The sequence below is a fragment of the Acinetobacter sp. RW6 genome (assembly GCF_041956835.1).
Lineage (GTDB): Bacteria > Pseudomonadota > Gammaproteobacteria > Pseudomonadales > Moraxellaceae > Acinetobacter > Acinetobacter calcoaceticus.
Genome location: NZ_CP167121.1, coordinates 1,152,306 through 1,176,963, shown reverse-complemented (window position 1 = coordinate 1,176,963; position 24,658 = coordinate 1,152,306). Strand labels below are relative to the sequence as shown.

The window sequence follows — 24,658 nt, the reverse complement described above, 5'->3', positions numbered from 1 at the left end:
TTAATTTGTTAAGAATCTTATAAAGACTTCATCCACCTATTAAAAGGAGAAAAAATGGATTTTTTTAATATTTTCATAGGTGACACCACATGGACCTTTATTTTGGAAATTTTGGTTCGATGCTTCCTCATGTTTATCATTATTATTAGTTTTTTAAGACTATCAGGTAAGCGTGGTGTTCGCCAACTTTCCCTTTTTGAACTCGCAATTATTTTATGTTTAGGCTCGGCTGCTGGTGATCCAATGTTTACCAAGGACTTACCTATTACCCATGCTTTAGTCGTATTTATCGTTATTCTTTTTCTCTATCGCTTAGTAACTTGGGCCATGGTGAAGCATAAGAAAATTGAAGATCTATTAGAAGGAAAAGCACTTTGCGTGGTCAAAGATGGACTTTTAGTCTACAAAGATTTCCAGAAACAATCATATTCACATGATGAGTTTTTCTCAGAGATGCGCCAACAAAATGTTGAACATTTAGGTCAAGTGAGAACAGCTTTACTGGAGTCCGACGGTATCCTTAGCTTACTGTACTATGAAGATGAAGAAGTAAAATGGGGATTACCACTATTCCCTGATGCTTATTGCAAAGCTGAAGTACTTAAAATCAATACTTTTTATTCATGCATGAAATGTGGTGAAACTAAAATTCTCAATAAAATTGATCAAGAGTGTTCTCGTTGCAAACATCATAGTTGGGCAGAGTCTTTAAAAACCCGTCGACTAGGATAGTAAAAGAATTGAGTATTATAAATGTCTGACATGAGCTTTTTGAAAATGCTGTAATAGACAGAGTTTTGCATTCTTGAGATGTAATAAAAAAAATCATTAGAAAATGAAAAAGTAACTCATCTTTTAAGCATTAAAAAAGGTGCCATTTCCTATTAAAAATAGAGAAATAGCACCCTAAAAATGTTAAAAAAACTAATTTTAACTTTTTATTTAAAGATTAGTTTAAACCTTTAAACTCAGCTTTACCGCGGTAAGCAGCTTTAGTCAACTCTTCAATACGAAGTAATTGGTTGTACTTAGAAACACGGTCAGAACGGCAAAGTGAACCAGTCTTAATTTGGCCAGCCGCTGTACCTACTGCCAAGTCAGCAATAGTTGAATCTTCTGTTTCACCAGAACGGTGAGAAATTACAGTCGTATAACCATTTTCTTTAGCAAGATAGATTGCATCCAAAGTTTCAGTCAACGTACCAATTTGGTTGTACTTGATTAAGATAGAGTTACCTACTTTCTCATTAATACCACGTTGAAGGATTTTCGGGTTTGTAACGAACAAGTCATCACCTACCAATTGGATTTTATCGCCAAGGATAGACGTCAAGTAAGACCAGCCTTCCCAATCTGATTCATCTAAACCATCTTCAATTGAGATAATTGGATATTGGTTTACAAGACCCGCTAAATAGTCAGAGAACTGGTTGCTTGTGAATGCTTTATTGCCTTCACCTGCAAGGATGTATTGACCATTTTTGTAGAATTCTGAAGATGCACAGTCAAGCGCCAACATAATATCAGAACCAGCTTTGTAACCAGTTTGACCAATAGCTTCAAGAATAACAGTGATTGCTTCTTCGTTTGAACGCAAGTTTGGTGCAAAACCACCTTCATCACCCACAGCAGTGTTTAAACCTTTTTTGTTTAAAACTGATTTTAGAGAATGGAAGATTTCAGCACCTGCACGTAATGCTTCAGCAAATGAAGTGAAGCCTACAGGCTCAATCATAAACTCTTGAATATCAACATTGTTGTCTGCATGCGAACCACCATTGATGATGTTCATCATTGGTACAGGCATAGTCAAAATCTTTTGACCACGTAAATCAGCGATGTATTGGAAAAGAGGAATTTTCTTTTCATCAGCAGCAGCGCGTGCAGCAGCCAATGATACAGCCAAAGTTGCATTTGCACCCAATTTTTCTTTGTTTTCAGTACCATCAAGTTCGATCATCGTATTATCGATGTCTTTTTGTTCAAATACTGATTTGCCCACTAAAGCATCACGGATAATCGTGTTTACGTTGTTAACCGCAGTTTTAACACCTTTACCTAAGTAACGCGATTTATCACCGTCACGTAGTTCTAAAGCTTCACGAGAACCAGTTGAAGCACCAGATGGTGCACATGCACGACCAACAACCCCAGATTCTAAAATTACGTCTGCTTCGATGGTTGGGTTACCACGAGAGTCCAAAATTTCACGTGCACGGATGTCAACGATTTGGCTCATGAACAATTCCTCTGTTAAATGAATATGGGCTGCAATTAAAGCAGCGTAAGTGAGTAAAAACTCAATGGGTGTCTAACTTTTTGAATCCTTTAACCAAAGTATCCAATTCTTTTATTTGTGCCAAGAATGGCTCAAGCTGTGACATACGTAATGCACAAGGTCCATCGCATTTTGCATGTTCTGGGTCTGGATGACCTTCCAAGAACAGCCCAGCCAAGCCTGTTGCCATTCCAGCGCGTGCTAAAGTTGTAATTTGAGCACGACGACCACCTGCCGAGTCAGCACGACCACCAGGAGTTTGCAACGCATGTGTTACATCAAAGAAAACAGGAACATTCATTTCTTTCATGATGTCAAAGCCAAGCATGTCTACAACAAGGTTGTTATAGCCAAATGCTGAACCACGTTCACAAAGAATAAGTTTATCGTTTCCTGCTTCTAAACATTTATTCAGGATATGACGCATTTCATGAGGTGCCAAAAACTGGGCTTTCTTAATGTTAATAATAGCTTGTGTTTTTGCCATCGCTTCAACAAGATCAGTTTGGCGACTTAAGAAAGCCGGTAACTGAATAATATCAGCTACTTCTGCAACTGCTTCAGCTTGGTGTGGCTCATGAACATCGGTAATGATAGGCACATTAAAATGTTTTTTAATATCGCCTAACCATTCAATACCCTTTTCAAGTCCAGGGCCACGGAACGAATGCAGACTAGAACGATTTGCTTTATCGAAACTCGCTTTAAATACATAAGGAATGTCTAAGCGTTTGCAAATATCAACATAAGTTTCTGCAATTTCGAAAGCTAAATCTTTTGATTCAAGTACGTTCATTCCGCCAAATAATACAAATGGCAAATGATTTGCCATTTGTATATCGCCTAAACGTACAACTTCTTGTGGTTTTAATTGTGACATTTAAACTTTCCCAGTTTATTTAAAATCGCATTATTTACTTTTTTGATGCTGTGTTTTCGCAGCGTCAATAAAACTAGCAAATAATGGATGTCCATCACGTGGTGAACTTGTAAATTCCGGGTGGAATTGTACAGCAATAAACCAAGGATGTTCAGGAATTTCTACAGTTTCAACCAAATGTTGTGCTGAAGAATAGCCAGAAATCTTCATACCAGCTTGTTCAATCGCCTCAATGAAACGGTTGTTCATTTCATAACGGTGACGGTGACGCTCAGTAATTTCTGCTTTACCATAGACTTCACGTGTTTTTGTGCCTTCAACCAATTCAGATTTTTGTGCACCTAAACGCATAGTTCCGCCTAAGTCAGACTCTACGCTGCGTTGTTGTAACTCGCCACGCTCATCTAACCATTCGGTAATTAAACCAATCAATGGATACTTTGTAGAACGGTTAAACTCTGTAGAAGATGCTTCTGGCATAGCTGCAACATGACGTGCATATTCGATTACAGCCAATTGCATGCCTAAACAAATACCCAAGAATGGAATTTTGTTTTCACGTGCATATTGAATGGCTTTCATTTTGCCTTCAGTACCACGCTCACCAAAGCCGCCTGGGACTAAAATTGCGTCAGCTGTTTGCAAAATAGAAACGTCTTGGCTTTCAAGTTCTTCAGCATTGACATAGTCAATTTGTACTTTCACACGGTTTTTAATGCCTGCATGTAACAATGCTTCATTCACAGATTTATAAGCATCTGGTAATTCAACATATTTACCAACCATAGCTACACGTAAAGTGTATTCTGGGTTAAGTAATGCTTCGACTACATTGTCCCAATCTTCTAGATTTGCTTCTGGAAGATCATTAAACCCAAAACGTTCACAAATGAGGTCATCAACGTTTTGTTCATAGAATGTACGTGGAATTTGATAAATCGTTTTCGCATCTTTACATACCACAACGGCACGCGCTTCCACGTTAGTGAACAATGCAATTTTACGTTTAGTATCAACATCTACATCATATTCAGTACGGCAGATTAAGATATCTGGCTGAATACCAATTGAAAGTAACTCTTTCACTGAATGTTGAGTTGGCTTGGTTTTTAACTCAGCCGCAGATTTGATATATGGCAACAAAGTTAAATGCATCAGCATGGTACGTTTATGACCAAGCTCAACCATTAACTGACGGACTGATTCCATAAATGGAAGTGATTCGATATCACCGACCGTACCACCAATCTCAACGATTGCAACGTCGTAACCTTCACCGGCGCGAAGTACACGTTCTTTAATGTTGTCAGTAATATGTGGAATAACTTGAACCGTACCACCTAAGTAGTCACCACGACGTTCTTTATTTAGAACATCTTGATATACACGACCACTGGTAAAGTTATTCAATTTGGTCATTTTCGCACGACGTAAGAAACGTTCGTAATAACCCAAGTCTAGATCAGTTTCGGCACCATCCTCTGTGACAAAAACTTCACCATGTTGGAAAGGACTCATTGTCCCCGGATCGACATTAATGTAAGGATCCATTTTAACCATTGTGACTTTTAAGCCACGGGCTTCCAAAAGTGCAGCAACTGAAGCAGCAGAAATACCTTTACCTAGCGATGAAACCACACCACCAGTAACAAAAATAAAATGGGTCATTAAGTTTCTCGTACAATCAAGCCGAAATCGGCCTACAATGTTGGGCAATTTTACTGTACTCTGCCCCTATAAAGCAAAGTCAAACCGCACCAATTCAAAGATCATTAAACAACTGGCTATTCTATCAGCATTTTTAATAAAAAATTAGGTCAATCTCACATGATTTTTTCATTCTCTTTTGCTGTTATAATGCCAGCTCCTCAATTAAATGTTGTTTAGGGCAATGGCAAATAAAAAACTTTTAATCTGTGCTGCAATTGCGGCTGGACTATTGTTAACCGCATGCGTCAAAAAAGAAACACCTGAAGAAGAGCAAGAAAAGGTTGAAACTGCTGTTTCAGAACCTAAACCTGCTGAACCTGCAAAATTTGAGTCTCTAGAAAGTGTTAAAACTGAAGAAGCTCAAACTCAGGAACCAACGCAAGTTGAAGTTCATCACGAGGAAACCGCGAATACTACAACTGTAATTCGCAGTGAAACTCGCCCTGCCCAATCTGAGCAAAATTCACAAACAACTGTTTCTGAACAACCTAAAGCAGAGCCGAAGCCTAAGCCAGAACCTAAACCTGAGCCAAAAGCAGAACCGAAGCCTGAAAAAGCTCAGTCAAAACCAGCTAAGCCAGCAGAACCATCTCAAACTGAAGATGATGCTGTTGCCGCTGCGATTGCTGCTGCTACACCAGCGCTTAAAAACTAAGTTCTCGTATGATTATGCCCAAATTGAACAGTTGATTTGGGCTTTTTAAATATTATTAAAATTATCAACTCAATAATCAGCTTTACCTTTGTATTCCCAATTTGTCTTTAAAGTTTGCCTAGATATCAATTTAGGACAATCTACTTATTCCCCCTGAAAAAGCATTGACGTTGCTCACGCCGAGATGTAGTTTTTTATCAAGTTCCTTTTTGGAACCTCAATTAAAAGAAGATTGGAGCTTAAAATGACTACTGTATCAAATCGCGTACCTGCCTCATTTCCAGTCCGTCGCATGGACTACAATTTTGAAAATACTCCTCGTTATTGGTGCAACAACGAGCCATCTTTTACCCATTATTTTACGGGTTTATCTACTTTGTTTCCTGAAGGTGAATCATATTTTGTTCGTTCAGTTCGAGCTTTACGTGCCAAAGCAAAGTCAAATGAAATTTTAGATCGCGAAATCAGTGCTTTTATCGGTCAAGAAGCAATGCACTCTAAAGAACATCATGCTTTTCATGTGAGTGCACAGCAATATGGCCTTGATCCCGAATCTTTAGAAAAAGTAACTGGCATCGTTTTAAAAAGTATTGAAAAAGTTTTTAGTAAGAAATGGAATTTGCTTGTAACAGTTGGCTTAGAGCACTATACCGCGGTACTTGTAGTTAGTATGATGCAATCTGTTAATGAACTGATGACAGACTCAACTATCCGTAATTTATGGCTATGGCACAGTATTGAAGAAACCGAACATAAAGCTGTTGCCTTTGATCTTTATCAGCATTTGTATGGAAATGGGCTAAGTGCGTATCTTCCTCGTGTGACCGTCTTCACTTTAAGCCTATTTCTAATTACTGCCTTCTCAACAATTTATCAATTCGTTCTTATGAAACGTGATCATCAACTTCTCAATTTTAAGTCTTGGCGTAAGTTTCTTGGTTTTATGGGAACACAATATAGAATTTTAACTCCGAAATTTTTTGATTATTATCGCTTTGACTTTCATCCAAACCAAACCGATGAAAAAGACCTCGTTGCTAGTACTAAAATCAAAATTGGACTGAAAGATCCCAAATTGCTTTTATCTTGACCTGATAAATCATAAAGCCCATTCAATAGATGGGCTTTATTTAACCAATCACAGCAACACCGTCATTGTTTATGATTAACCATAAAATAATTCGACATTAATTTGGCAGCCCAAGAGGTACTTTTCCAACCTTCGTAAAAGCCACAATGACTTCCCTTTTTAGTGGTTACAACTGCAATATTACTCATTTGCTGGATCGTTTCTTTATAAGGTTCTAAATTTTTAATAGAACATACCGGATCATCTTCAGCATTAAGAATCATTAATGGAATTTTGACATTTTCAAATACATAAATTGGATTAATTGCCTGACAATAACTTTGATAATCCTGAAAGCCAGCCATTTCAAAATATTCTTTTTCAAACTCTTCTAGACTAGTGGTTGCAAGAACTTTTTCTAAAGAAGAAATCTGGTTCCAAGTACTTTGATAAGGGTGGATAAAATATTTGAATAACTTTTTGGTCATCATTTTGCTATAAAACGGATGAACATTTTTAAAGCCAATCTCTGTGTTATAGCCGGGACACATTGCAAAAGCAGCTTTAAATGGCGTGTCAGTGCCTTGTTCTCCCAAATAACGAACGAGTAAGCCAGTGCCTGCCGAAGAACCCACTGCATACAAATCTGATTCAGGAAACAAATTTTGAATATGCGTAAGCTGCTCTTTAAGGTCACTTGTTGATCCAAAAAGAGAAATCTGTGGTACAGGCATAGGTAAACCAGCATGCCCACGGCGTAAGCAAAGCGCTATTCTCCACCCCGTATAGTGATGTAAATCTTTCACCAGTTCACGCATACTTTCAGGTGTTCCTGTAATAGTATGCATGATGACAACTGTAGGAGTAGCTTTTGGAAGATTATAGCCATACCATGCGATTGCAGTTACACCACCATCTTTCATGATGAGCTGATCAATACGGTCATATTCAAGCTTGATGGTTTTTTTTCTAATAATATCAAAATACAAAAGATGAACATGATTGTTACTTAACCATGGCGTAGGACGATATTTTTGCTTAAGTTGGGGCAATTTATCTAAAACATCTTTAATTTTCCCTTTTGGGTCATAATAGACTTTTGGCTGTTCAGCACCCAGCACCGAATCAAAAAATTCTGAACCGAAAGCTTTAATTTTATTTAAAGTAGATATGCCCATATCCAATCACGACCTCTGATTATGAGTTAAATGATTGCCGCACTAATGCTGCAACCTGCTGCCCCCAAATTGCATAAATTTCTTTGCTTGGATGAAAACCATCACTTGCCATAGGCAAATTCATCGCTTGAAAACTTTCAATATCATATTGAATGAATCTAAATTGGTTTTGTAATTCTAACCATTTATATAATGCCTGATTCATTTGCTCCGCATATTTTCCAAATAGCCAAGCCAATGGATTCGGCAAAGCTGGAAAATGTTGCATTGGCGGCACGCCAGATACAATAATGAGTTTAGGTTGAAAACGCGTCTGTATTTGCTGAAACAATTGCTTTTGTTGTTTTATCCATGAGTTTGCTGAGGTTAATTTTGTCACATCATTAACACCGATAGATGTAACAACAACATCATAATTTTGCTGCTCTAAATGCTGTAGAGCTTGAAAAACCTGCTTGGTTGTATCGCCTGTTTTTGCATGAAGTTTCCAGCATAAAGAATACTCATCTTGCAACTCAGAAATAATTGCGCCAGATAAAGCATCTTTTTGAGTCTCAACTCCAACACCTGCCGCTGCAGAATCACCTAAAATAAGCAATGACAAAGGTCTTCCTTGTCCGCATAGACCTTCACGCTCGCCAATGGCCTCTAATAGACGTGGTGTATTCTTACGAACCTTTGCCCCTTGTATAAATAATACAGGCAATAAGACTAATGTTGAAAGTTTTACCCACATTCTAATGACCCCAATAATATTACTTAGGCTATTTGCTAAAATTATTGCGGTTGAAACTTGGCAATTCTTATACCCATTTGTTCAGCTAGCGCCGCTAAACCACTCATTGGACGAATCATTACCTCAAAATCAATAATTTTGCCTTGCTCATTAAAACGTATCATATCAATACCTTTTAATGACTTGCCGCTTACATTTGCACTGAACTCAAGTACCACATTTTCGCCATCTTCCGTATAAAACTCACGATAATAAGTAAAGTCTTGGAATACCTGAATAACATTGCTCAGAATGAAGAAAACGACTTGCTTTCCTTCATAAGGTTTATGGGCAACAGGCGAACGGAAAACAACTTCATCTGCCAGCAAATCATTTAGATCGGACAAGTTACCTACCTGAATCATGTGATGCCATTTTTCTAAAGAATGTTTTGTTGTTTCAAGTGCCATTATTATTTTTCCTTTAATTTACTTAATGAAATTATGGGCATTTCCTTTTGAAAGAAATGCCCATATAAATTTATAGTGTCGCTGCTAATTCAGCACCTTGTCGTATAGCGCGTTTTGCATCTAATTCACCGGCTTCTTTAGCTCCACCAATTAAATGAACATTTTTTCCGTCTTCTTTTAATTGTTCATACATTGCTGTAAAGGATTCTTGACCAGCACAAATCACCACATGATCAACTTCAAGTACACTCGGTTTTCCATCTACTGTTATATGAAGACCTTGATCATCAACTTTGTCGTATTGAACCCCACCAAGCATTTTGACTTGACGATTTTTTAGACCTGTACGGTGAATCCAGCCAGTAGTTTTACCTAAACCAGCCCCTACAGCAGCAGCTTTACGTTGCAGTAAATAAATTTCTCGTTCCGAATCTTCAACTTTTGGCTGTTTTAACCCGCCAACATGCTCATATTGAGTATCAATTCCCCATTCAGCATAGAACTTTTCTGGGTTTAAGCTGCCACTTTCACCTTCGTGAGTAAGATATTCCGCCGTATCAAAACCAATACCACCCGCCCCAATAATAGCTACACGCTGCCCCACAGGCACACGTTCTCTTAGAACTTGTAAGTAGCTCAGTACTTTAGGATGATCAATGCCTTCAAATTGTAATTGACGAGGAGTTACACCTGTTGCAACTACAATTTCATCAAAATTTGCTTGGCTCAACTCTTCATAAGTTGCTTTATGATTTAATACAAGCTCAATATTTGGTCGCAATTCAATTTGACGGCCAAAGTAGCGTAAGGTTTCATAAAACTCTTCTTTTCCAGGAACAGTCTTTGCAATATTAAACTGACCACCAATTTGATGACTTGCCTCAAAAACTTTGACTTTATGCCCGCGATCAGCTGCATATACTGCAAAACTTAAACCTGCCGGACCCGCACCAATAACAGCAATATTCTTTTGAATCTGTGCTTCTTTAAAGATAAGTTCAGTTTCATAACATGCGCGAGGGTTCACTAAACACGTTGCGATTTTCATTGAAAAAATATGATCTAAACACGCTTGGTTACACCCAATACATGTATTAATTTCATCGCTACGACCTTGACTTGCCTTTAAGACAAATTCAGCGTCCGCTAACATTGGGCGTGCCATGGACACCATATCAGCATGACCAGAAGCCAAGACGTGTTCAGCCATTTCTGGCGTATTAATTCGGTTGGACGTAATCAAAGGAATAGAGACTTCTCCTTTGAGTTTTTCTGTGACCCACGTAAACGCAGCACGAGGTACTTTTGTTGCAATGGTTGGAATACGTGCTTCATGCCAGCCAATGCCTGTATTAATAATTGTTGCACCTGCTTTTTCAATTTCTTTTGCAAGCTGAATCACTTCATCAAAACTTGAACCACCTTCCACTAAATCAAGCATCGATAGACGATAAATAATGATAAAGTTCTCACCAACCAAAGCACGCGTACGTTTTACAATTTCAATGGGGAAACGAATACGATTTTCGTAACTACCACCCCATTCATCATCACGATGGTTAGTACGTGCAGCAATAAACTCATTAATTAAATAACCTTCAGAGCCCATGATTTCTACACCATCATAACCTGCATACTGAGCAAGTTTGGCGCAGTTTGCAAAATCATCAATGGTCTGTTGTACTTCGGCAGAACTTAAAGCTTTAGGCTTAATCGGGTTAATTGGTGCTTGAATTGCTGAAGGTGCAACGTTATTTGCCTGATAAGAATAACGCCCAGTATGTAAAATCTGCATAGCAATTTTCCCCCCAGCTTCATGAACAGCTTGGGTAATCACTTTATGTTTCTCAGCTTCTTCAACTGTATCTAGTTTAGTACCGTGGCTAAATACAACACCATCATCATTTGGAGAAACACCGCCAGTTACGATCAATCCAACATCACCTTTTGCGCGCTCAGCATAAAATGCTGCCATGCGCTCATATCCCTGCGGTGCTTCTTCTAACCCAATATGCATAGACCCCATAAGCACACGGTTTTTTAAAGTAGTAAAGCCTAAATCAAGTGGCTTTAATAAATGTGGATAAGCTGACATATTTTCTCCTTTGGCTAGCAATTAGCTTGCTAATGCAACTTGTTGCATTAATTTATAATCAAATTTTGACTTTTATGCAACATGTTGCATAATCTCATCAGTCACACTTTACTTTTGCTTACAAACCGGATTGCTATGTCACTTCCTCATGTTTTATTGACCAGCTTGCTTGAACGACCAAGCACAGGGTTCGAACTTGCCCGCCGCTTTGATCGTTCAATCGGTTTTTTCTGGAATGCCACCCATCAGCAAATTTATCGTGAACTCAACCACATGCTCAAAAAAGGTTGGGTTTCAACGTTAGAAAATGAAATGGAAAATAGTCGAAAAAAGACTTATCAAGTTGAACAACTGGGACGTATTGAGCTAGCTTCATGGATGACACAACAAAGTGAACCTGCGCAGCTTCGTGATGACTTGATGGTTAGATTGCGTGCTGAAGCACAATTGAGCAATAATCAGATATTACCTGAACTGTTACGACACCTTGGTCTACATCAGGAAAAGCTTAAACTTTATCAAAGTATTTATGATAAAGATTTTAAAGACAGCAATGATCTAAATGACCGTGTGTTATACATCCATAAAATGATCTTAGAACTTGGAATTACGATGGAAAGTGAATGGATCAAATGGTTGGAACAAGTCATCCCTCAATTAAAACGCTTCGCCCAAGATAGCGTATCCGGAGAATAGCCATGCCATATTACACCATGCCCGATCGGGAAAATTTATTTGTACGTCGTGTTGGTCGTGGTGAACCAGTTTTGGTTTTATCTGGTCTTGGTATGCAAAGTTGGCAATGGCTACCTTTTATTTATGCAAACCGTAAAGATTATGAGTTTATTATTCCAGATTGGCGTGGGTTTGGCGGTTCAAAAAATTGTGCAATCCCTGAGCAAGATGCAATATCAAGTCATTGGCAAGACGTTGCTCATTTAATAGAACAATTAAAACTCGATAACTTTATCTTGATGGGTTATTCAATGGGTGCTACAACTGCCATGCATGGTATGAAACATGCTCATCTCACACAGCAACTAAAAGCATATTTACATATCGACCAAACACCTAAAATATCTGTCGATTCAACATGGGAGTATGGTTTATTTGGTTCTCATCATACTCAGTTCAAACAATTACTAAATGATATCTATCAATTATTATCAAAGCACAAAAATGCCAAATATCTTTATGAATTATCACTTCCAGATCGACAGGAATTGGTTCGCCTTTGGGTAGATTTTATTGATTTACAAAGTAGCAATCCATTTAGCCCTTTAGTTTTTAAAACAGCGCTAAAACAACCGTTTCTACAAAAATATTTATTACCTATTCAGCGTTTAGATTATTTATTTTGGTATGTCGAAAATTATCTTTATCACAATGAAGATTATCGTGAAGCTATCCAGCAATTAGAGTGCCCAACAACTTTCTTTATTGGCCGTAATTCAACGCTTTATCCAGAAACTGGGCAGACACTTATTGCACAGAGTGTCGAGCATGCAAAAGCAATATATTTTGAGCGCTCAGGCCATACACCTTTATTGACCGAGCCGAAAAAATTTGGCCATGAAATCACAACATTCTTATCAGAATTAAAACATGCTTCTTAAAAAATAAAGGGATCTGTTCGCAGATCCCTTTTTAAATATGCAAAACATTAAGCTGAATGAGCTAACTCTTTTGCTTTTAACTGCTCTGAAACACTTAACAAAAGTCGCTCTGTTTTTTCCCACCCTAAACAACCATCAGTTACTGACTGCCCATAAGTCATATCACAAGAAATCTTTTGACTACCATCAACCAAATGACTTTCAATCATGACACCCTTTACTTGTGTTTTTAAACGTTCAGCAACGATTTGCTGTAAAACTTCTGGCTGACGTAACGGATCTTTACTGCTATTACCATGACTACAGTCAATCACCAATGCAGGAAAATTTTGTTTGTGTTTTTCTCGTATAGCCTGAATTGAAGCTAAATCATAATTTGGCCCATGATTCGCTCCACGCAAAATCAAGTGTGGCAATGGATTGCCAGCACTTTGAATCACTGAAGGTAAACCTTGCTGATTCATCCCTAGAAATTGATGTTCATTTTGTGCTGACTGAATTGCATCTAATGCAATCTGAATTGAGCCATCAGTACCATTCTTGAAACCAATACTGTATGGCATGTGGCTTGAGATTTCGCGGTGAATCTGAGATTCACTTGTGCGAGCACCAATTGCACCCCAAGCCAATAAATCATCAAAATAACCAGTTGCCATTGGACTTAAAATTTCACTCGCAATTGGCAAACCCTTTTCAATAATTTGCAGGTAAAGTTCGCGAGACTTTTCTAAGCCAAGTTGTAAATTTGATGAACCATCTAAATTTGGATCATACATGAAACCCTTCCAACCCACAGTTGTACGTGGTTTTTCAATGTATGCACGCATCACGATAAAAATCTGATCTTTTACTTTTTCTTGTAATTTTTGCAATCTTTCAGCGTATTCAAGTACTGCAACCGGATCATGAATGGAACAAGGCCCTGTAATTACCATTAACCGATGATCTTTGCCGATAAGAATATTTTGAATAGTTTGACGGTGTTCGGCAATTTGACGCACGAAACCGTGTGCAAGCGGATATTTTGCTTTTAACTGGACAGGTAAACTAACTGGAGTTTCTTTTGTATTGCTTTGTGTTAATAAAGTATTTAGGGCATTCATTGGTTTTTCCTTGGGACTGCAATCTATTCAGTCCGATCATTTATTTGAGCGTTTTGGATCTATTCGTTGGTAACGGTAAGCAAAAGTAAAACCAATAAAAGTTGCTAAAGTATGAATAAGTCATGTTGTTCATTTTAAGTTCCTCGATTTAAAAAGATAAAGCATAAAAAAACCTGATCGGGGTTGCCGATCAGGTATTAACTGTGATGGGCAACTTTCTCATGCCCGAATACGCTCAGGCAACTATCTAAATTGCCAAAAATAATAATATGCGTTAGTGTTCACAGATAGATTTAACATCTTTATCTCAAATATAAAAATATGTTCCTTAAATCTAAAATACGCATTGTTGAGGCCTTTGACAAGTCTTTTTTTTGAAAAAACTTCTTATTTTCACGCTTAAGATTTGATTCACTCATTGTCTTAACGAATCAGCCCTTGAGGTTGCAAAATAATTAAGCCAGCTCCACAAAGTACTATTAGACCACCTAATATATCCCATCTTGTTAATCCGACCTGATCAACAAAGCGCAGCCACATTAACGCAGTAAAAATATAAATACCGCCATATGCAGCATAAATGCGCCCTGAAGCCGCTGGATGTAAGGTCAATAGCCATACAAAGACACCCAAACTTAAAACTGTAGGTAACCACAGCCAAGCCGACTTGCCTTCTCTTAAAATCAGATAAGGGAAATAGCAACCCAGAATTTCAGCAATTGCTGTAATAATAAATAACCCGAATACACTCAGTATTCGGGTTATAGCTAGACTATCAATTAACATGAGTTATGCTGGTTCTGCCGTATGATGATCTTCAAACACTTCAAGTTTTAAGCCAACAGCTTTGCCATCTTCATTTTTCACTGATACAGCCACATTACCACCATGATCTGCCAGTTCACCAAACAAAATCATTTCAGCTAATGGTTTCTTCAAGTGTTCTTGAATGAGGCGTTGCATTGGACGTGCCCCCATCAAGCGGTCATAGCCGTTTGTTGCCAACCAATCACGAGCACTTTGATCGACATCAAGTACAACTTGTTTGTCATCCAGTTGAGCTTGTAACTCTGTCAAGAATTTATCAACCACAGACTCAATAACAGTTGTTGGTAATGACTTGAATTGAATAACACTATCTAGACGGTTACGGAACTCTGGTGAGAAAGCACGTTTCATTGCTTCTTGGTTATCAGAACTATGATCTTGTTCAGTAAAACCAATACTCGCGCGAGAAATACTTTCTGCTCCCACATTCGTAGTCAGGACAATAATAACGTTTCTAAAGTCTGACTTACGTCCGTTGTTATCCGTTAAAGCACCATGATCCATGATTTGTAGCAAGAGATTAAACACATCAGGATGTGCTTTCTCAATTTCATCTAGCAACAAAACACAGTGTGGGTTCTTATGGATCGCATCAGTTAACAGCCCACCTTGGTCATAACCCACATAACCCGGAGGTGCACCAATCAAACGTGAAACTGCATGACGTTCCATATATTCAGACATATCGAAACGCACCAGCTCAACACCTAACAACTTCGCTAGTTGTTTAGTGACTTCAGTTTTACCCACACCTGTTGGACCGGCAAAAACAAAACTACCTACTGGCTTATCTGGTGATTTCAATCCAGCACGAGATAACTTGATCGCTGAGCCTAAAGCGGTAATCGCTTCATCCTGACCAAACACAACACGTTTTAAATCACGCTCAAGATTTTCAAGCACTGACTTATCATCTTTAGAAACAGTTTTTGGTGGAATACGAGCGATCTTAGAAACGATATCTTCGATATTCTCTACCGTAATCAAACTATCATCACTTTCAGCCTTCAAACGACGCTGAGCGCCAGCTTCGTCAATCACATCAATTGCCTTATCTGGCAAGAAACGATCATTAATGAATTTAGCAGAAAGCTCTACAGCTGATACCAATGCTTTATCGTCATATTGTACGTGGTGAAAATCTTCAAATTTAGATTTTAAGCCACGCAAAATATCAATTGTTTCAGAAATACTTGGCTCATTGACATCAATTTTTTGGAAACGACGTGATAACGCATGGTCTTTTTCAAAAACCTGACGATATTCTTGGAACGTCGTTGAACCGATACAACGCAAAGTACCATTTGCCAAAGCTGGCTTGATGAGATTCGAAGCATCCATTGTGCTGCCCATACTTGAGCCTGCGCCAATGATCATGTGAATTTCATCAATGAATAAAATCGCATTTGGATTTTTCTTCAAAGCATTAAGCAATTGTTTTAAACGTTTTTCAAAGTCACCACGATATTTGGTCCCAGCAACTAATGCACCAATATCTAAACTATAAACTTCAGCCTGACTCAAAGGTTTAGGCGCCTTACCATTCACAATCAACCATGCCAAACCTTCAGCAATCGAGGTTTTACCAACGCCCGGATCACCTACCAGTAATGGATTATTTTTGCGACGGCGGCACAGAATTTGTGCAGTACGCTCAATTTCTTTTTCACGACCAATAAGTGGATCAGTTTTGCCTTTTTGCGCTTCAACATTTAAGTTCAGCGTATAAAGCTCTAATGGCCCTGCATTGCCCGTACTCGTTTCACCCTCAATATCTTCAACTTCTTCTTCAACTTGCACTTCATCTTTACGTGTCCCATGAGACAAGTATTGAGTCAGTGTCAATCGATTGATTTGATGACGTTTAAGCAAATACACAGCAAAAGAATCACGCTCTGAATACATTGCGACCAAAACATCCGCACCTTCAACAGTACGATCGCCGCCACTTGATTGCACATGAAAAATAGCACGTTGCAAAATGCGGTCAAAACTTTCTGTTGGATGAGGCGCCTGCTCGCTATTTTCGCCAAGCTTAGGAGTATGTTGTTCTACATATTCTTCTAATTCTTTACGTAAAGAAACTATATCAGCCCCACATGCTTTTAATGCATTCACGGCCGAATCGTTGTCGAGTAGTGCTAATAATAAGTGTTCAACTGTAAGAAACTCATGTCTCTTTTGACGAGCCATGCTAACAGCCAAACGTAATGATACTTCTAATTGACGACTGAGCATGTAACCCCCTTATGCTTTAGGCTCAATCTGGCAAAGTAATGGATGACCTTGCGATCGAGCGTAATTATTAACAAGGTTTGCTTTGGTTTCCGCGATGTCTCTTGGATATACCCCAGCAATACCTTTACCTTCATAGTGTACTGTTAGCATTACTTGAGTTGCTTGGTCAAGATTCATTGCAAAGTATTGTTGTAAAATTTCAATTACAAAGTCCATTGGCGTGTAATCGTCATTCATTAAGACGACTGCATATAACGGCGGACGCTTGAGTTCAGGAGGTGCTGTTTGTACAACAACCTCTCCGTCATGATCTTCGTTTTGCGAATCACTTAAGCGTGGATGGAAGTGCCAATCGACATAACCAGACTGCTGAAAAGAAGCCTTGATATCTTTTAAGTTTGTTTGACGCTTATTTGTTCGCATAGGATGTTACTATTGTGAATTTGCTTCAGCTTGAGGAATTTCTGCCACAAAAGCAGAAGATGTTTCGACAGGTTTACCGCGCTGCCAACTAAAACGCTTAATAACTGGTGTATCAGAACCGCCTGTTAAACGTACCTCAATAAATTGAGGCGTAAAACCTTTAGGCATAGTCCAACGACCTGTTAAACGCTCAAAATCAGTAAAGTTAAAGTTTTTAGCTTCAAGTGGCACCACCAAAACTTCTGTATCTTTAATGAGTCTTATCTCAATCGATCCTGAAGCACGTCGCTTGCTTGGGCTCACCTGCACTAAATCTAACTGATATTCATAAGCATTTTCAGGCAGAGGTTTGATCGCCAAATTTTGAATCGTTAAGCTTAGACCACCGCGCTGCCTCAAGATATCACGGTAGATATTACTCATACCTTCTTGCTGCGTTTTATCAGCATTGGCCTGATTAAGGGCTTCAAACAGATCATTTGCATTTGTTACAGCAACATCACGCTCTTGTACCGCAGCATTCAGGCTTTTATTAACCGCATCTAAAGCTGTTTTTTGCTTTTGCACCACTTCAACCAATTGCTCTGCATCTGCATCGTAACCTACAACAGTTAGACCTTGACGGTGCCCAATTGTATAGCCGAGCGCAAGACAGCCACTCATTAAAATAGCCGCACCAATAAACAAAGGTTTATTGGTATTTAAAAATTTTTTCTTTTGCAACGAACTTTCTGCCGAAGTCGTCTGTCCAGAGTTTTGCATCGTCATCTCAGTGTTTAAGATCAGAGTCAAGACACACATTTAAATCGAAATTTAAATGTGTGTGAAGCAAAAAAGAGTTTTTTATGGTAATAAACCAATCCCTTGTAAGCCTTCATCTTCATCAAAGCCGAACATAAGGTTCATATTTTGTACAGCTTGACCAGATGCACCCTTCACAAGGTTATCTTGTACCGCAAGAATAATAAGTTTATTCGGCTGCGGCTTATATAAAGCAATACGAAGCTCATTCGCACCGCGCACACTACGTGTTTCAGGCGAACTGTTAGCAGGCATCACATCAACAAATTTTTCATTTGCATAAAAGTGCTCATACAATGCCTGAATATCAGTTTGTTTTCCAGTTTCTGTCAAATCGACATAAATTGTGCTGAGCATACCGCGAATCATTGGAACTAAATGAGGAACAAACAAGAGCCCTTCAAAACCACCTTTTTGCCCAGAAATATTTTCTAATGCTTCAACAATTTCCGGATGATGACGGTGCCCAGCAACTCCATAAGCCTTGAAGTTATCAGCATTTTCACTATAGATCATGCCTAAGCTTGCTTTACGGCCTGCTCCTGAAACGCCTGACTTCGCATCAATAATAATATTTTTTGTTTCAATCAATGCTTGTGCTGATTTCAAAAGTGGAGCCAACCCCAATTGAACAGTTGTTGGATAGCAACCTGGGTTACCAATCACTTGTGCTTGTTTAATTTTTTCGCGGTTTAGTTCAGCCAAACCATATACTGAGTTTTCCAGAAGGTCTGGGCAAGCATGCTCCATGCCATACCACTTTTCAAATTGCTCAAGATTTTGCAAACGGAAATCAGCAGCTAAATCAATAACTTTAGTTCCAGCTGCAATCAATTCTTTTGCATGCTGCATCGCAACACCATGAGGGGTCGCAAAAAATACAACATCACACTTTTTTAAATCATCAATATTTAAATCTGAAAATTGAAGATCAGTATGTCCACGTAAATTAGGGAACATATCTGCAACTGGTTTGCCCGCTTCTGTACGTGAAGTAAGAACTCGAACCTGCGCTTTAGGATGTCGTAATAAAATACGTAATAGTTCAACGCCTGTATAACCCGTTCCACCAACAATTCCGACAGAAATCACGTGCATTACCTCAATTCTTGAATCTATACTTGTGCGGTAGTATGACAGGATGTCCAAGCTTACAAAACCATTTCATGCTTGGTAATTTTAATTTTTTTAATTTTAGCGACAATTAGATAGAACTTATTGAACTGTCATAACTAAACAAATATCAGCAAATAAATACCAGATTTAATTGGAGAGCTAGGATGCTTCATCAATCAAAAGAAACAAAATTACACACTTACCTTGGCTTGAGCACATTAATTTTAAGTGCACTACTTGTAGGTTGTGGAGGTGGAGGCAGTAGTAGTGGCAACTCACCAAGCACCCCAACACCCGTTGATCCTACTCCAGAGGCAACGACTGATGTTACTCTTAAATCTCCTGTAGAAATGCGTAATATCCAACTAAAAGTATATGACAACACCACTAACTCTGTTTTATTAGATACTTCAATTGCAAGTTTAAATAGCTTTAATGTCAAAATTCCTACCGCTAAATTGAATCGTTTATATCGTGTAGAAATTACGACTCAAAATTCATCTCAAGTATTTGATCCAATTACTTCAACATACCAAAATTTCTCTGGTATTTATCATGCGTTTATTACACCGAACAGTATAAGTGGCAGAACCCTATCCATAAGTCCAAGCAGTGAAGCAATTTACCAACGCGCTGTTATACGTTCAGGACAACTTCCTCAAGAGACGATTGACCCAACACGCATTGAGCAATTGCATGTGGATTTAGCTTCTCAAGACGTTTATAGATCTCTTCTTAATGCGTTCAAAGATGCAGACATTCCAAGTTTAAGTCCAGCCAATCCCCTTACGGTTTTAACTTTATTGCAGTACTCAACTCAAAAACCTAGTACATATGTAGATAGTTATCTTAGCTTTGGCTACTTACAACATTGGTCAACTTTTCATGGTGGAACAACCACATACCAAGAGCTCATTAAAAGTTTGGCAACAGATTTAAAAGATGGCTTTTTAGATGGGAAAAAACTTCATGGGGATCAAACGACCTTTACCCCTATTTTCACATCAGCTCCAGATAATATTGATCCAGTTAAAAATACACTGTTAGATATCGCAGCTAATCAAAAAGCTACGCGCGATAATTTTGCAACCAATTTAAAAGCCGCGACTTTAAAATTGGCAGATACCCAAAGCCAATCCAGTCTAGATCAAATAGGTTATGATCTACTGCAAAAGAAACTATATTCAGGGGTCATACCTGCCGGAAATACGACTGACTTTTTCCGTATAGATGGGGCTGGTGATTATCGTCGTGCTGTAGGTTTTAGCGGTATTACAGCGACCTGTAACGGTTCTGCATATCCTTGTAAACAGGGTTTGACTAGCATTAATCTGTCCGACCCCAAACTACCAGCTACAGACTATTTAGTAGGTCACTATGAAGACACCTCAACAGGTTGTCAGCTTAATTTCCGTGCGAATGGTCAAATCGAACTTATTAAAGGAACACAGACTTATCGCTCTGCTTTAAGCGCCGATAGTACAGATAATCTATTGCAAACAGATGCTGTAAGCTCAAGTTATTTACTCAACTCAAGTTCAGCCGAACCAAATAACTCAACGCAGCAATACAACTTTATACAATTATCGATTAAAGCAAATAAAATTGTGAGTGCCAAAGCAGGTCTAGATAGCCGAAAAGCACCAGATAACTTACAAACACCACAATTAGAATGTAGTTTTAGTTAATTTGAGACATACCACCATGCAGGCAACGGATTTGATTTAAGTTGTCTGCGGTGTTTTTGAAAATATGGATCATATTTTTCAACTTCTGCCCAAAATGCAGGGCTATGATCAAAATGTTTAGTGTGAGCTAACTCATGAATAGCGACATAGCGAGCAATCTCTTGTGGCATGAGCACCAAACCTGCATGCAGCATAATATTATGCTGACTGCTGCAACTTCCCCAGCGAGTTTTGGGACGGCGGATTGAACATTCGCTGTAATTTAGACGAGTTTTCTCACTTAAATCGTTTAAAAGCTTAGGTAATTCTTGTTTTGCAAACGCAATAACTGCACTTTGTAATGCCAAATATGGCTGCGTATCTTTAATAAATAGACAGTTATTTTCCCAATCAAATTGGAAAACACGATGTTGCTTTTGAACAACGACCTGAAACGGTTGGTCTTTATTAAAAAAATAAATTTCTGAAGGAATTTCAAGTGAACTAGATTGAACGTGTTGTTGCTTATTCCACGTTTCGATCAACCATTGCTCAGATTGTGCTAAAAAAAGCTGAATTTGATTCTTACTGCAAAACAAAGGAACTGTCAGGCGTATTGAAGCTGGCTCAACACGTAAGCGCAATTTCCTTGCTCTTACGTGTCGAACGATTTTAATCTCTGGCATTTTTGCAGACATTACTGTGCTGTACGCTCTTCAATACCATTATTTGTTGCAACAATTGCAATCGTTGCTGGGTTTAAAGCGAAAATACCATTAGTCACAACACCTGGAATGTTATTAATGGTTTTTTCTACATCAATCGCATTTAAAATATTAAGATTAAATACATCCAAAATCACATTACCGTTATCTGTTACGACGCCTTCGCGATAAACCGGATCACCACCTAAAGCGACTAGTTTACGAGCAACTGCCGAACGAGCCATTGGAATAACTTCTACAGGAAGTGGAAAATCACGGCCAAGTTGATCAACCCACTTTGAATCATCAACAATACATACGAATTTCTTTGCAATTGAAGCAACAATTTTTTCACGTGTTAATGCAGCACCGCCGCCTTTAATCATATGCATATGACGGTCAATCTCATCTGCACCATCAACATAGGCATCTAAACCACCAACATGGTTCATATCTACAACTTCAATGCCTAATTTTTTAAGGCGATCAGCAGTTGCTTGAGAACTTGCCACAGCAGCTTCTAATTGCAATTCAGGCAATAAATCAATTAGAAAGTTTACTGTACTTCCAGTCCCAACCCCCAAAATGCCACCTTTGGGTAAGTGTTTTAAAGCAGCTTTCGCAGCAGCTTGTTTCTTTTCATCTTGGGTTGCGTATAGACTCATGACATCACTCAACTATTTTTTGACATTTATGCACCAATAATCGGCGCAAATGCACAGGGGTTTGCTACAATAACTTCCTATTTTAAACTGTTATAGGGAAGATGAACATGCTGTCTCGTGTGGTACGACAAATTTTACAAGCAACGGTTTATGATGTTGCAATTGAAACACCTCTCGAAGCAGCTCCACGAATTAGTCAAAAATTAAATAATATTATTCGTTTTAAACGTGAAGATTTACAGCCTGTTTTTTCTTTTAAATTACGCGGTGCCTATAACCGTATTAGCCAATTACCTAAAGAACAACTCGAACGTGGGGTAATTTGTGCATCTGCTGGAAACCATGCTCAAGGCGTAGCATTGTCAGGTCAACGTTTAGGAATTCCAGCGATTATTGTTATGCCAAGCACAACTCCAGACATTAAAGTTCAAGCAGTTAAACGCTTGGGTGGTCAAGTTGTGTTACATGGCGATAGTTTTGATATCGCAAATAAATATGCGCAGCAACGTGCCGAAGTTGAAGGTCTTGTATTCATTCCACCTTATGACGATGAACTTGTCATTGCTGGTCAAGGTACTATTGCAAATGAAATATTACGTCAATGGCGTGATGTAGAATATGTATTTGTTGCTGTAGGTGGTGGTGGCCTTATTTCAGGCGTAGCAGCTTACCTTGGTGAAGTTGCACCTCACGTGAAAATTATTGGCGTTGAATATGAAGAATCTGCGTGCTTAAAAGCAGCCTTAGAAGCAAATGAACGCGTAATCTTGCCACATGTAGGCTTGTTTGCAGATGGTACTGCCGTCGCACAAATTGGTGCTTTACCATTTGATATTATTCGTCTGCGTAAGTCTGATAATTCTGGTCCAATTGTTGACCCTGATATTGTAACTGTAAATACAGATGAAATTTGCGCGGCAATTAAAGATACCTTCGACGAAAACCGCAGTATTGTTGAGCCTTCAGGTGCGATGGCCCTCGCTGGCATCAAAAAATATATTACCGAACATAAAATCAGCAATAAAAATATTGTGTCGATTGTATGTGGCGCCAACATGAATTTTGACCGTCTACGTTATATTGCTGAGCGTACCGAGTTAGGTGAACAGCGTGAAGCTATTTATGCGGTGACACTACCAGAAGAAAAAGGTGCATTCTTAGGCTTCTGTCGCGCTTTACAAGGCCGTAATATTACCGAGTTTAACTACCGAGCAAACAACACAGAAGAAGCGCAAGTCTTTGTTGGTATTAGCTTAAAAGGCGGCGATGCTGAGCGCCATGAAATTTTAGAACAATTAAAACAACAAAATTATGTGGTAGATGATCTATCTGATGATGAAGTTGCCAAGTTACACATTCGTTATTTGATTGGCGGTCATGCAAATCTAGATGATGAAAGATTGTTCCGTGTTGAGTTCCCTGAACGTCCAGGCGCCCTCTTAACCTTCTTAACTCGTTTAGGCCCCACCCATAATATTACGCTATTCCATTATCGTAATCATGGTGCAGCAGAAGGACGTGTATTAGTGGGTTTACAAGCGACCGATGCGAAACAAAATCCTGATGGGTTAATTGAAACTCTTGAGCAAATTAGCTATCCGTATGCAGAAATTACGAATAATGTTGGCTACAAACGTTTCTTGAAATAATCTTCGATTTTGATGAATAAGCCGACAAATTTGTCGGCTTATTCATATAATTCTTTTAATATTCCTATCATATTTACATTGCCTCTCTTTATCTCAAAGAAAATATCCTTAAAAATAAACGTCTAATCAGGAAACAAGGACCAACATGGCACAGTTTGCAGTCATTGGCTTAGGGAGTTTCGGAGCAACTGTTGCTCAAGAGCTCACAAAATTAAATCATGATGTTATTGGCATTGATACGGTAAAAAAGAATGTTGAAAATCTTGCCAACGTTTTAACTCATGCCGTCATTGCCGATGCGACCGACGAACATGTACTTGATGAACTTAATATTCAAAATTGTGATGCAGTTGTGGTCGCAATTGGTGAAGATATTGAAGCAAGTATCTTATGTGTCCTGAATTTAAAAAATTTAGGGATGGACAAGATTTGGGTAAAAGCAAAAACCAAAGCACATCACACCATTTTGTCGCATCTCAATATCAACAAAATTATTCATCCTGAAGAAGATATGGGGGTACGAGTCGCTCAAGCCCTAAACTATCCAATGGTGAGTCGTTATATGTCTTTAGACGATGATCACTACATTATTAAAATTGAAATTCCAGAAAAACTTAATGGTATTAACTTATATGGCATTATGCAGCAAGCACCACAGGTTAAAACATTGCTTGTAAAAAGACAGCAGCAAATTTTGTTTGAGACCGAAGAAAATTTCACATTGCAAACGCATGATATTCTTATTTTAGAAGGTCATTTACCGCAGTTAAAGAAACTTTCTAATTGCTTCATATAAGA

Annotated in this window: 23 protein-coding genes; 8 read left to right on the top strand and 15 right to left on the bottom strand. The window is 38.5% G+C overall.

The features are described 5' to 3' along the window. Positions 1 to 54 precede the first annotated feature (54 nt). Positions 55 to 732, top strand: coding sequence for a YetF domain-containing protein (locus ACB088_RS05520; RefSeq protein WP_133746729.1), 678 nt, complete (start codon positions 55 to 57; stop codon positions 730 to 732). 217 nt (positions 733 to 949) lie between these two features. On the opposite strand, the gene eno is transcribed toward ACB088_RS05520, so the two are convergent. From eno to ACB088_RS05505, 3 genes are all read right to left on the bottom strand, one after another. Next, positions 950 to 2,239 carry a phosphopyruvate hydratase gene (gene eno / locus ACB088_RS05515; protein WP_042896102.1) on the bottom strand — a complete coding sequence of 430 codons (1,290 nt, stop codon included), beginning with the start codon at positions 2,237 to 2,239 and terminating at the stop codon, positions 950 to 952. A 61-nt stretch (positions 2,240 to 2,300) separates the two neighbouring features. Beyond that, positions 2,301 to 3,158, bottom strand: coding sequence for a 3-deoxy-8-phosphooctulonate synthase (gene kdsA, locus ACB088_RS05510; protein WP_003652054.1), 858 nt, complete (start codon positions 3,156 to 3,158; stop codon positions 2,301 to 2,303). Positions 3,159 to 3,188: 30 nt separating this feature from the next. Next, positions 3,189 to 4,826 (bottom strand): CTP synthase, encoded by a 1,638-nt coding sequence (locus ACB088_RS05505; protein WP_045431240.1) that lies wholly within the window; start codon positions 4,824 to 4,826, stop codon positions 3,189 to 3,191. A 223-nt stretch (positions 4,827 to 5,049) separates the two neighbouring features. Between ACB088_RS05505 and ACB088_RS05500 the strand changes: the two genes are divergently transcribed. Both ACB088_RS05500 and ACB088_RS05495 read left to right on the top strand, forming a co-directional pair. Next, positions 5,050 to 5,523, top strand: a complete 474-nt coding sequence (locus ACB088_RS05500; protein ID WP_375038238.1) for an internalin — start codon at positions 5,050 to 5,052, stop codon at positions 5,521 to 5,523. 244 nt (positions 5,524 to 5,767) lie between these two features. Beyond that, complete coding sequence (locus ACB088_RS05495; RefSeq protein ID WP_375038237.1) at positions 5,768 to 6,613, top strand: metal-dependent hydrolase; 846 nt, start codon at positions 5,768 to 5,770, stop codon at positions 6,611 to 6,613. 62 nt (positions 6,614 to 6,675) lie between these two features. Here ACB088_RS05495 and ACB088_RS05490 read toward each other — a convergent pair whose 3' ends face one another. From ACB088_RS05490 to ACB088_RS05475, 4 genes are all read right to left on the bottom strand, one after another. Beyond that, complete coding sequence (locus tag ACB088_RS05490; protein ID WP_375038236.1) at positions 6,676 to 7,770, bottom strand: alpha/beta fold hydrolase; 1,095 nt, start codon at positions 7,768 to 7,770, stop codon at positions 6,676 to 6,678. Positions 7,771 to 7,789: 19 nt separating this feature from the next. Continuing rightward, entirely contained in the window at positions 7,790 to 8,506 is a 717-nt protein-coding gene (locus ACB088_RS05485; protein ID WP_375038235.1) for an SGNH/GDSL hydrolase family protein, read from the bottom strand. A 41-nt stretch (positions 8,507 to 8,547) separates the two neighbouring features. Next, complete coding sequence (locus ACB088_RS05480) at positions 8,548 to 8,955, bottom strand: nuclear transport factor 2 family protein (RefSeq protein WP_375038234.1); 408 nt, start codon at positions 8,953 to 8,955, stop codon at positions 8,548 to 8,550. Positions 8,956 to 9,025: 70 nt separating this feature from the next. Further along, entirely contained in the window at positions 9,026 to 11,050 is a 2,025-nt protein-coding gene (locus ACB088_RS05475) for an NADPH-dependent 2,4-dienoyl-CoA reductase (protein ID WP_092707115.1), read from the bottom strand. Between the two features lie 135 nt (positions 11,051 to 11,185). Here ACB088_RS05475 and ACB088_RS05470 point away from each other — a divergent pair, with 135 nt between their 5' ends. Both ACB088_RS05470 and ACB088_RS05465 read left to right on the top strand, forming a co-directional pair. Next, positions 11,186 to 11,746, top strand: coding sequence for a PadR family transcriptional regulator (locus tag ACB088_RS05470; protein WP_042896087.1), 561 nt, complete (start codon positions 11,186 to 11,188; stop codon positions 11,744 to 11,746). Positions 11,747 to 11,748: 2 nt separating this feature from the next. Then, positions 11,749 to 12,666, top strand: coding sequence for an alpha/beta fold hydrolase (locus ACB088_RS05465; RefSeq protein WP_375038233.1), 918 nt, complete (start codon positions 11,749 to 11,751; stop codon positions 12,664 to 12,666). Between the two features lie 47 nt (positions 12,667 to 12,713). On the opposite strand, the gene ACB088_RS05460 is transcribed toward ACB088_RS05465, so the two are convergent. The 6 genes from ACB088_RS05460 to argC form a co-directional block, all read right to left on the bottom strand. Next, positions 12,714 to 13,769, bottom strand: a complete 1,056-nt coding sequence (locus ACB088_RS05460) for a 3-deoxy-7-phosphoheptulonate synthase (protein WP_375038232.1) — start codon at positions 13,767 to 13,769, stop codon at positions 12,714 to 12,716. Positions 13,770 to 14,192: 423 nt separating this feature from the next. Then, positions 14,193 to 14,555: a YnfA family protein gene (locus tag ACB088_RS05455; RefSeq protein WP_375038231.1), complete on the bottom strand. Its 363-nt coding sequence runs from the start codon at positions 14,553 to 14,555 to the stop codon at positions 14,193 to 14,195. A gap of 3 nt (positions 14,556 to 14,558) precedes the next feature. Continuing rightward, positions 14,559 to 16,835: an ATP-dependent Clp protease ATP-binding subunit ClpA gene (clpA, locus tag ACB088_RS05450; protein WP_003652076.1), complete on the bottom strand. Its 2,277-nt coding sequence runs from the start codon at positions 16,833 to 16,835 to the stop codon at positions 14,559 to 14,561. A gap of 9 nt (positions 16,836 to 16,844) precedes the next feature. Then, positions 16,845 to 17,258 (bottom strand): ATP-dependent Clp protease adapter ClpS, encoded by a 414-nt coding sequence (gene clpS, locus ACB088_RS05445; protein ID WP_002121129.1) that lies wholly within the window; start codon positions 17,256 to 17,258, stop codon positions 16,845 to 16,847. 9 nt (positions 17,259 to 17,267) lie between these two features. After that, on the bottom strand, positions 17,268 to 18,026 hold the full coding sequence (locus ACB088_RS05440) for a DUF6776 family protein (protein ID WP_080027243.1): 759 nt from the start codon (positions 18,024 to 18,026) through the stop codon (positions 17,268 to 17,270). A gap of 75 nt (positions 18,027 to 18,101) precedes the next feature. Further along, positions 18,102 to 19,157 (bottom strand): N-acetyl-gamma-glutamyl-phosphate reductase, encoded by a 1,056-nt coding sequence (gene argC / locus ACB088_RS05435; RefSeq protein ID WP_375038230.1) that lies wholly within the window; start codon positions 19,155 to 19,157, stop codon positions 18,102 to 18,104. Between the two features lie 182 nt (positions 19,158 to 19,339). Here argC and ACB088_RS05430 point away from each other — a divergent pair, with 182 nt between their 5' ends. After that, entirely contained in the window at positions 19,340 to 20,863 is a 1,524-nt protein-coding gene (locus tag ACB088_RS05430) for a hypothetical protein (protein ID WP_375038229.1), read from the top strand. On the opposite strand, the gene ACB088_RS05425 is transcribed toward ACB088_RS05430, so the two are convergent. After that, positions 20,860 to 21,540, bottom strand: a complete 681-nt coding sequence (locus ACB088_RS05425; protein WP_375038228.1) for a SprT family zinc-dependent metalloprotease — start codon at positions 21,538 to 21,540, stop codon at positions 20,860 to 20,862. The two genes, ACB088_RS05430 and ACB088_RS05425, sit on opposite strands and share 4 nt — an antisense overlap. Continuing rightward, positions 21,540 to 22,211, bottom strand: a complete 672-nt coding sequence (gene rpiA, locus ACB088_RS05420) for a ribose-5-phosphate isomerase RpiA (protein ID WP_003652085.1) — start codon at positions 22,209 to 22,211, stop codon at positions 21,540 to 21,542. The genes ACB088_RS05425 and rpiA overlap by 1 nt, the downstream gene beginning before the upstream one ends. A 101-nt stretch (positions 22,212 to 22,312) precedes the next feature. Here rpiA and ilvA point away from each other — a divergent pair, with 101 nt between their 5' ends. Both ilvA and ACB088_RS05410 read left to right on the top strand, forming a co-directional pair. Then, entirely contained in the window at positions 22,313 to 23,860 is a 1,548-nt protein-coding gene (ilvA, locus tag ACB088_RS05415) for a threonine ammonia-lyase, biosynthetic (protein WP_170834049.1), read from the top strand. Between the two features lie 145 nt (positions 23,861 to 24,005). Next, positions 24,006 to 24,656 (top strand): TrkA family potassium uptake protein, encoded by a 651-nt coding sequence (locus tag ACB088_RS05410; protein WP_080027248.1) that lies wholly within the window; start codon positions 24,006 to 24,008, stop codon positions 24,654 to 24,656. The last annotated feature ends 2 nt before the right edge of the window (positions 24,657 to 24,658 follow it).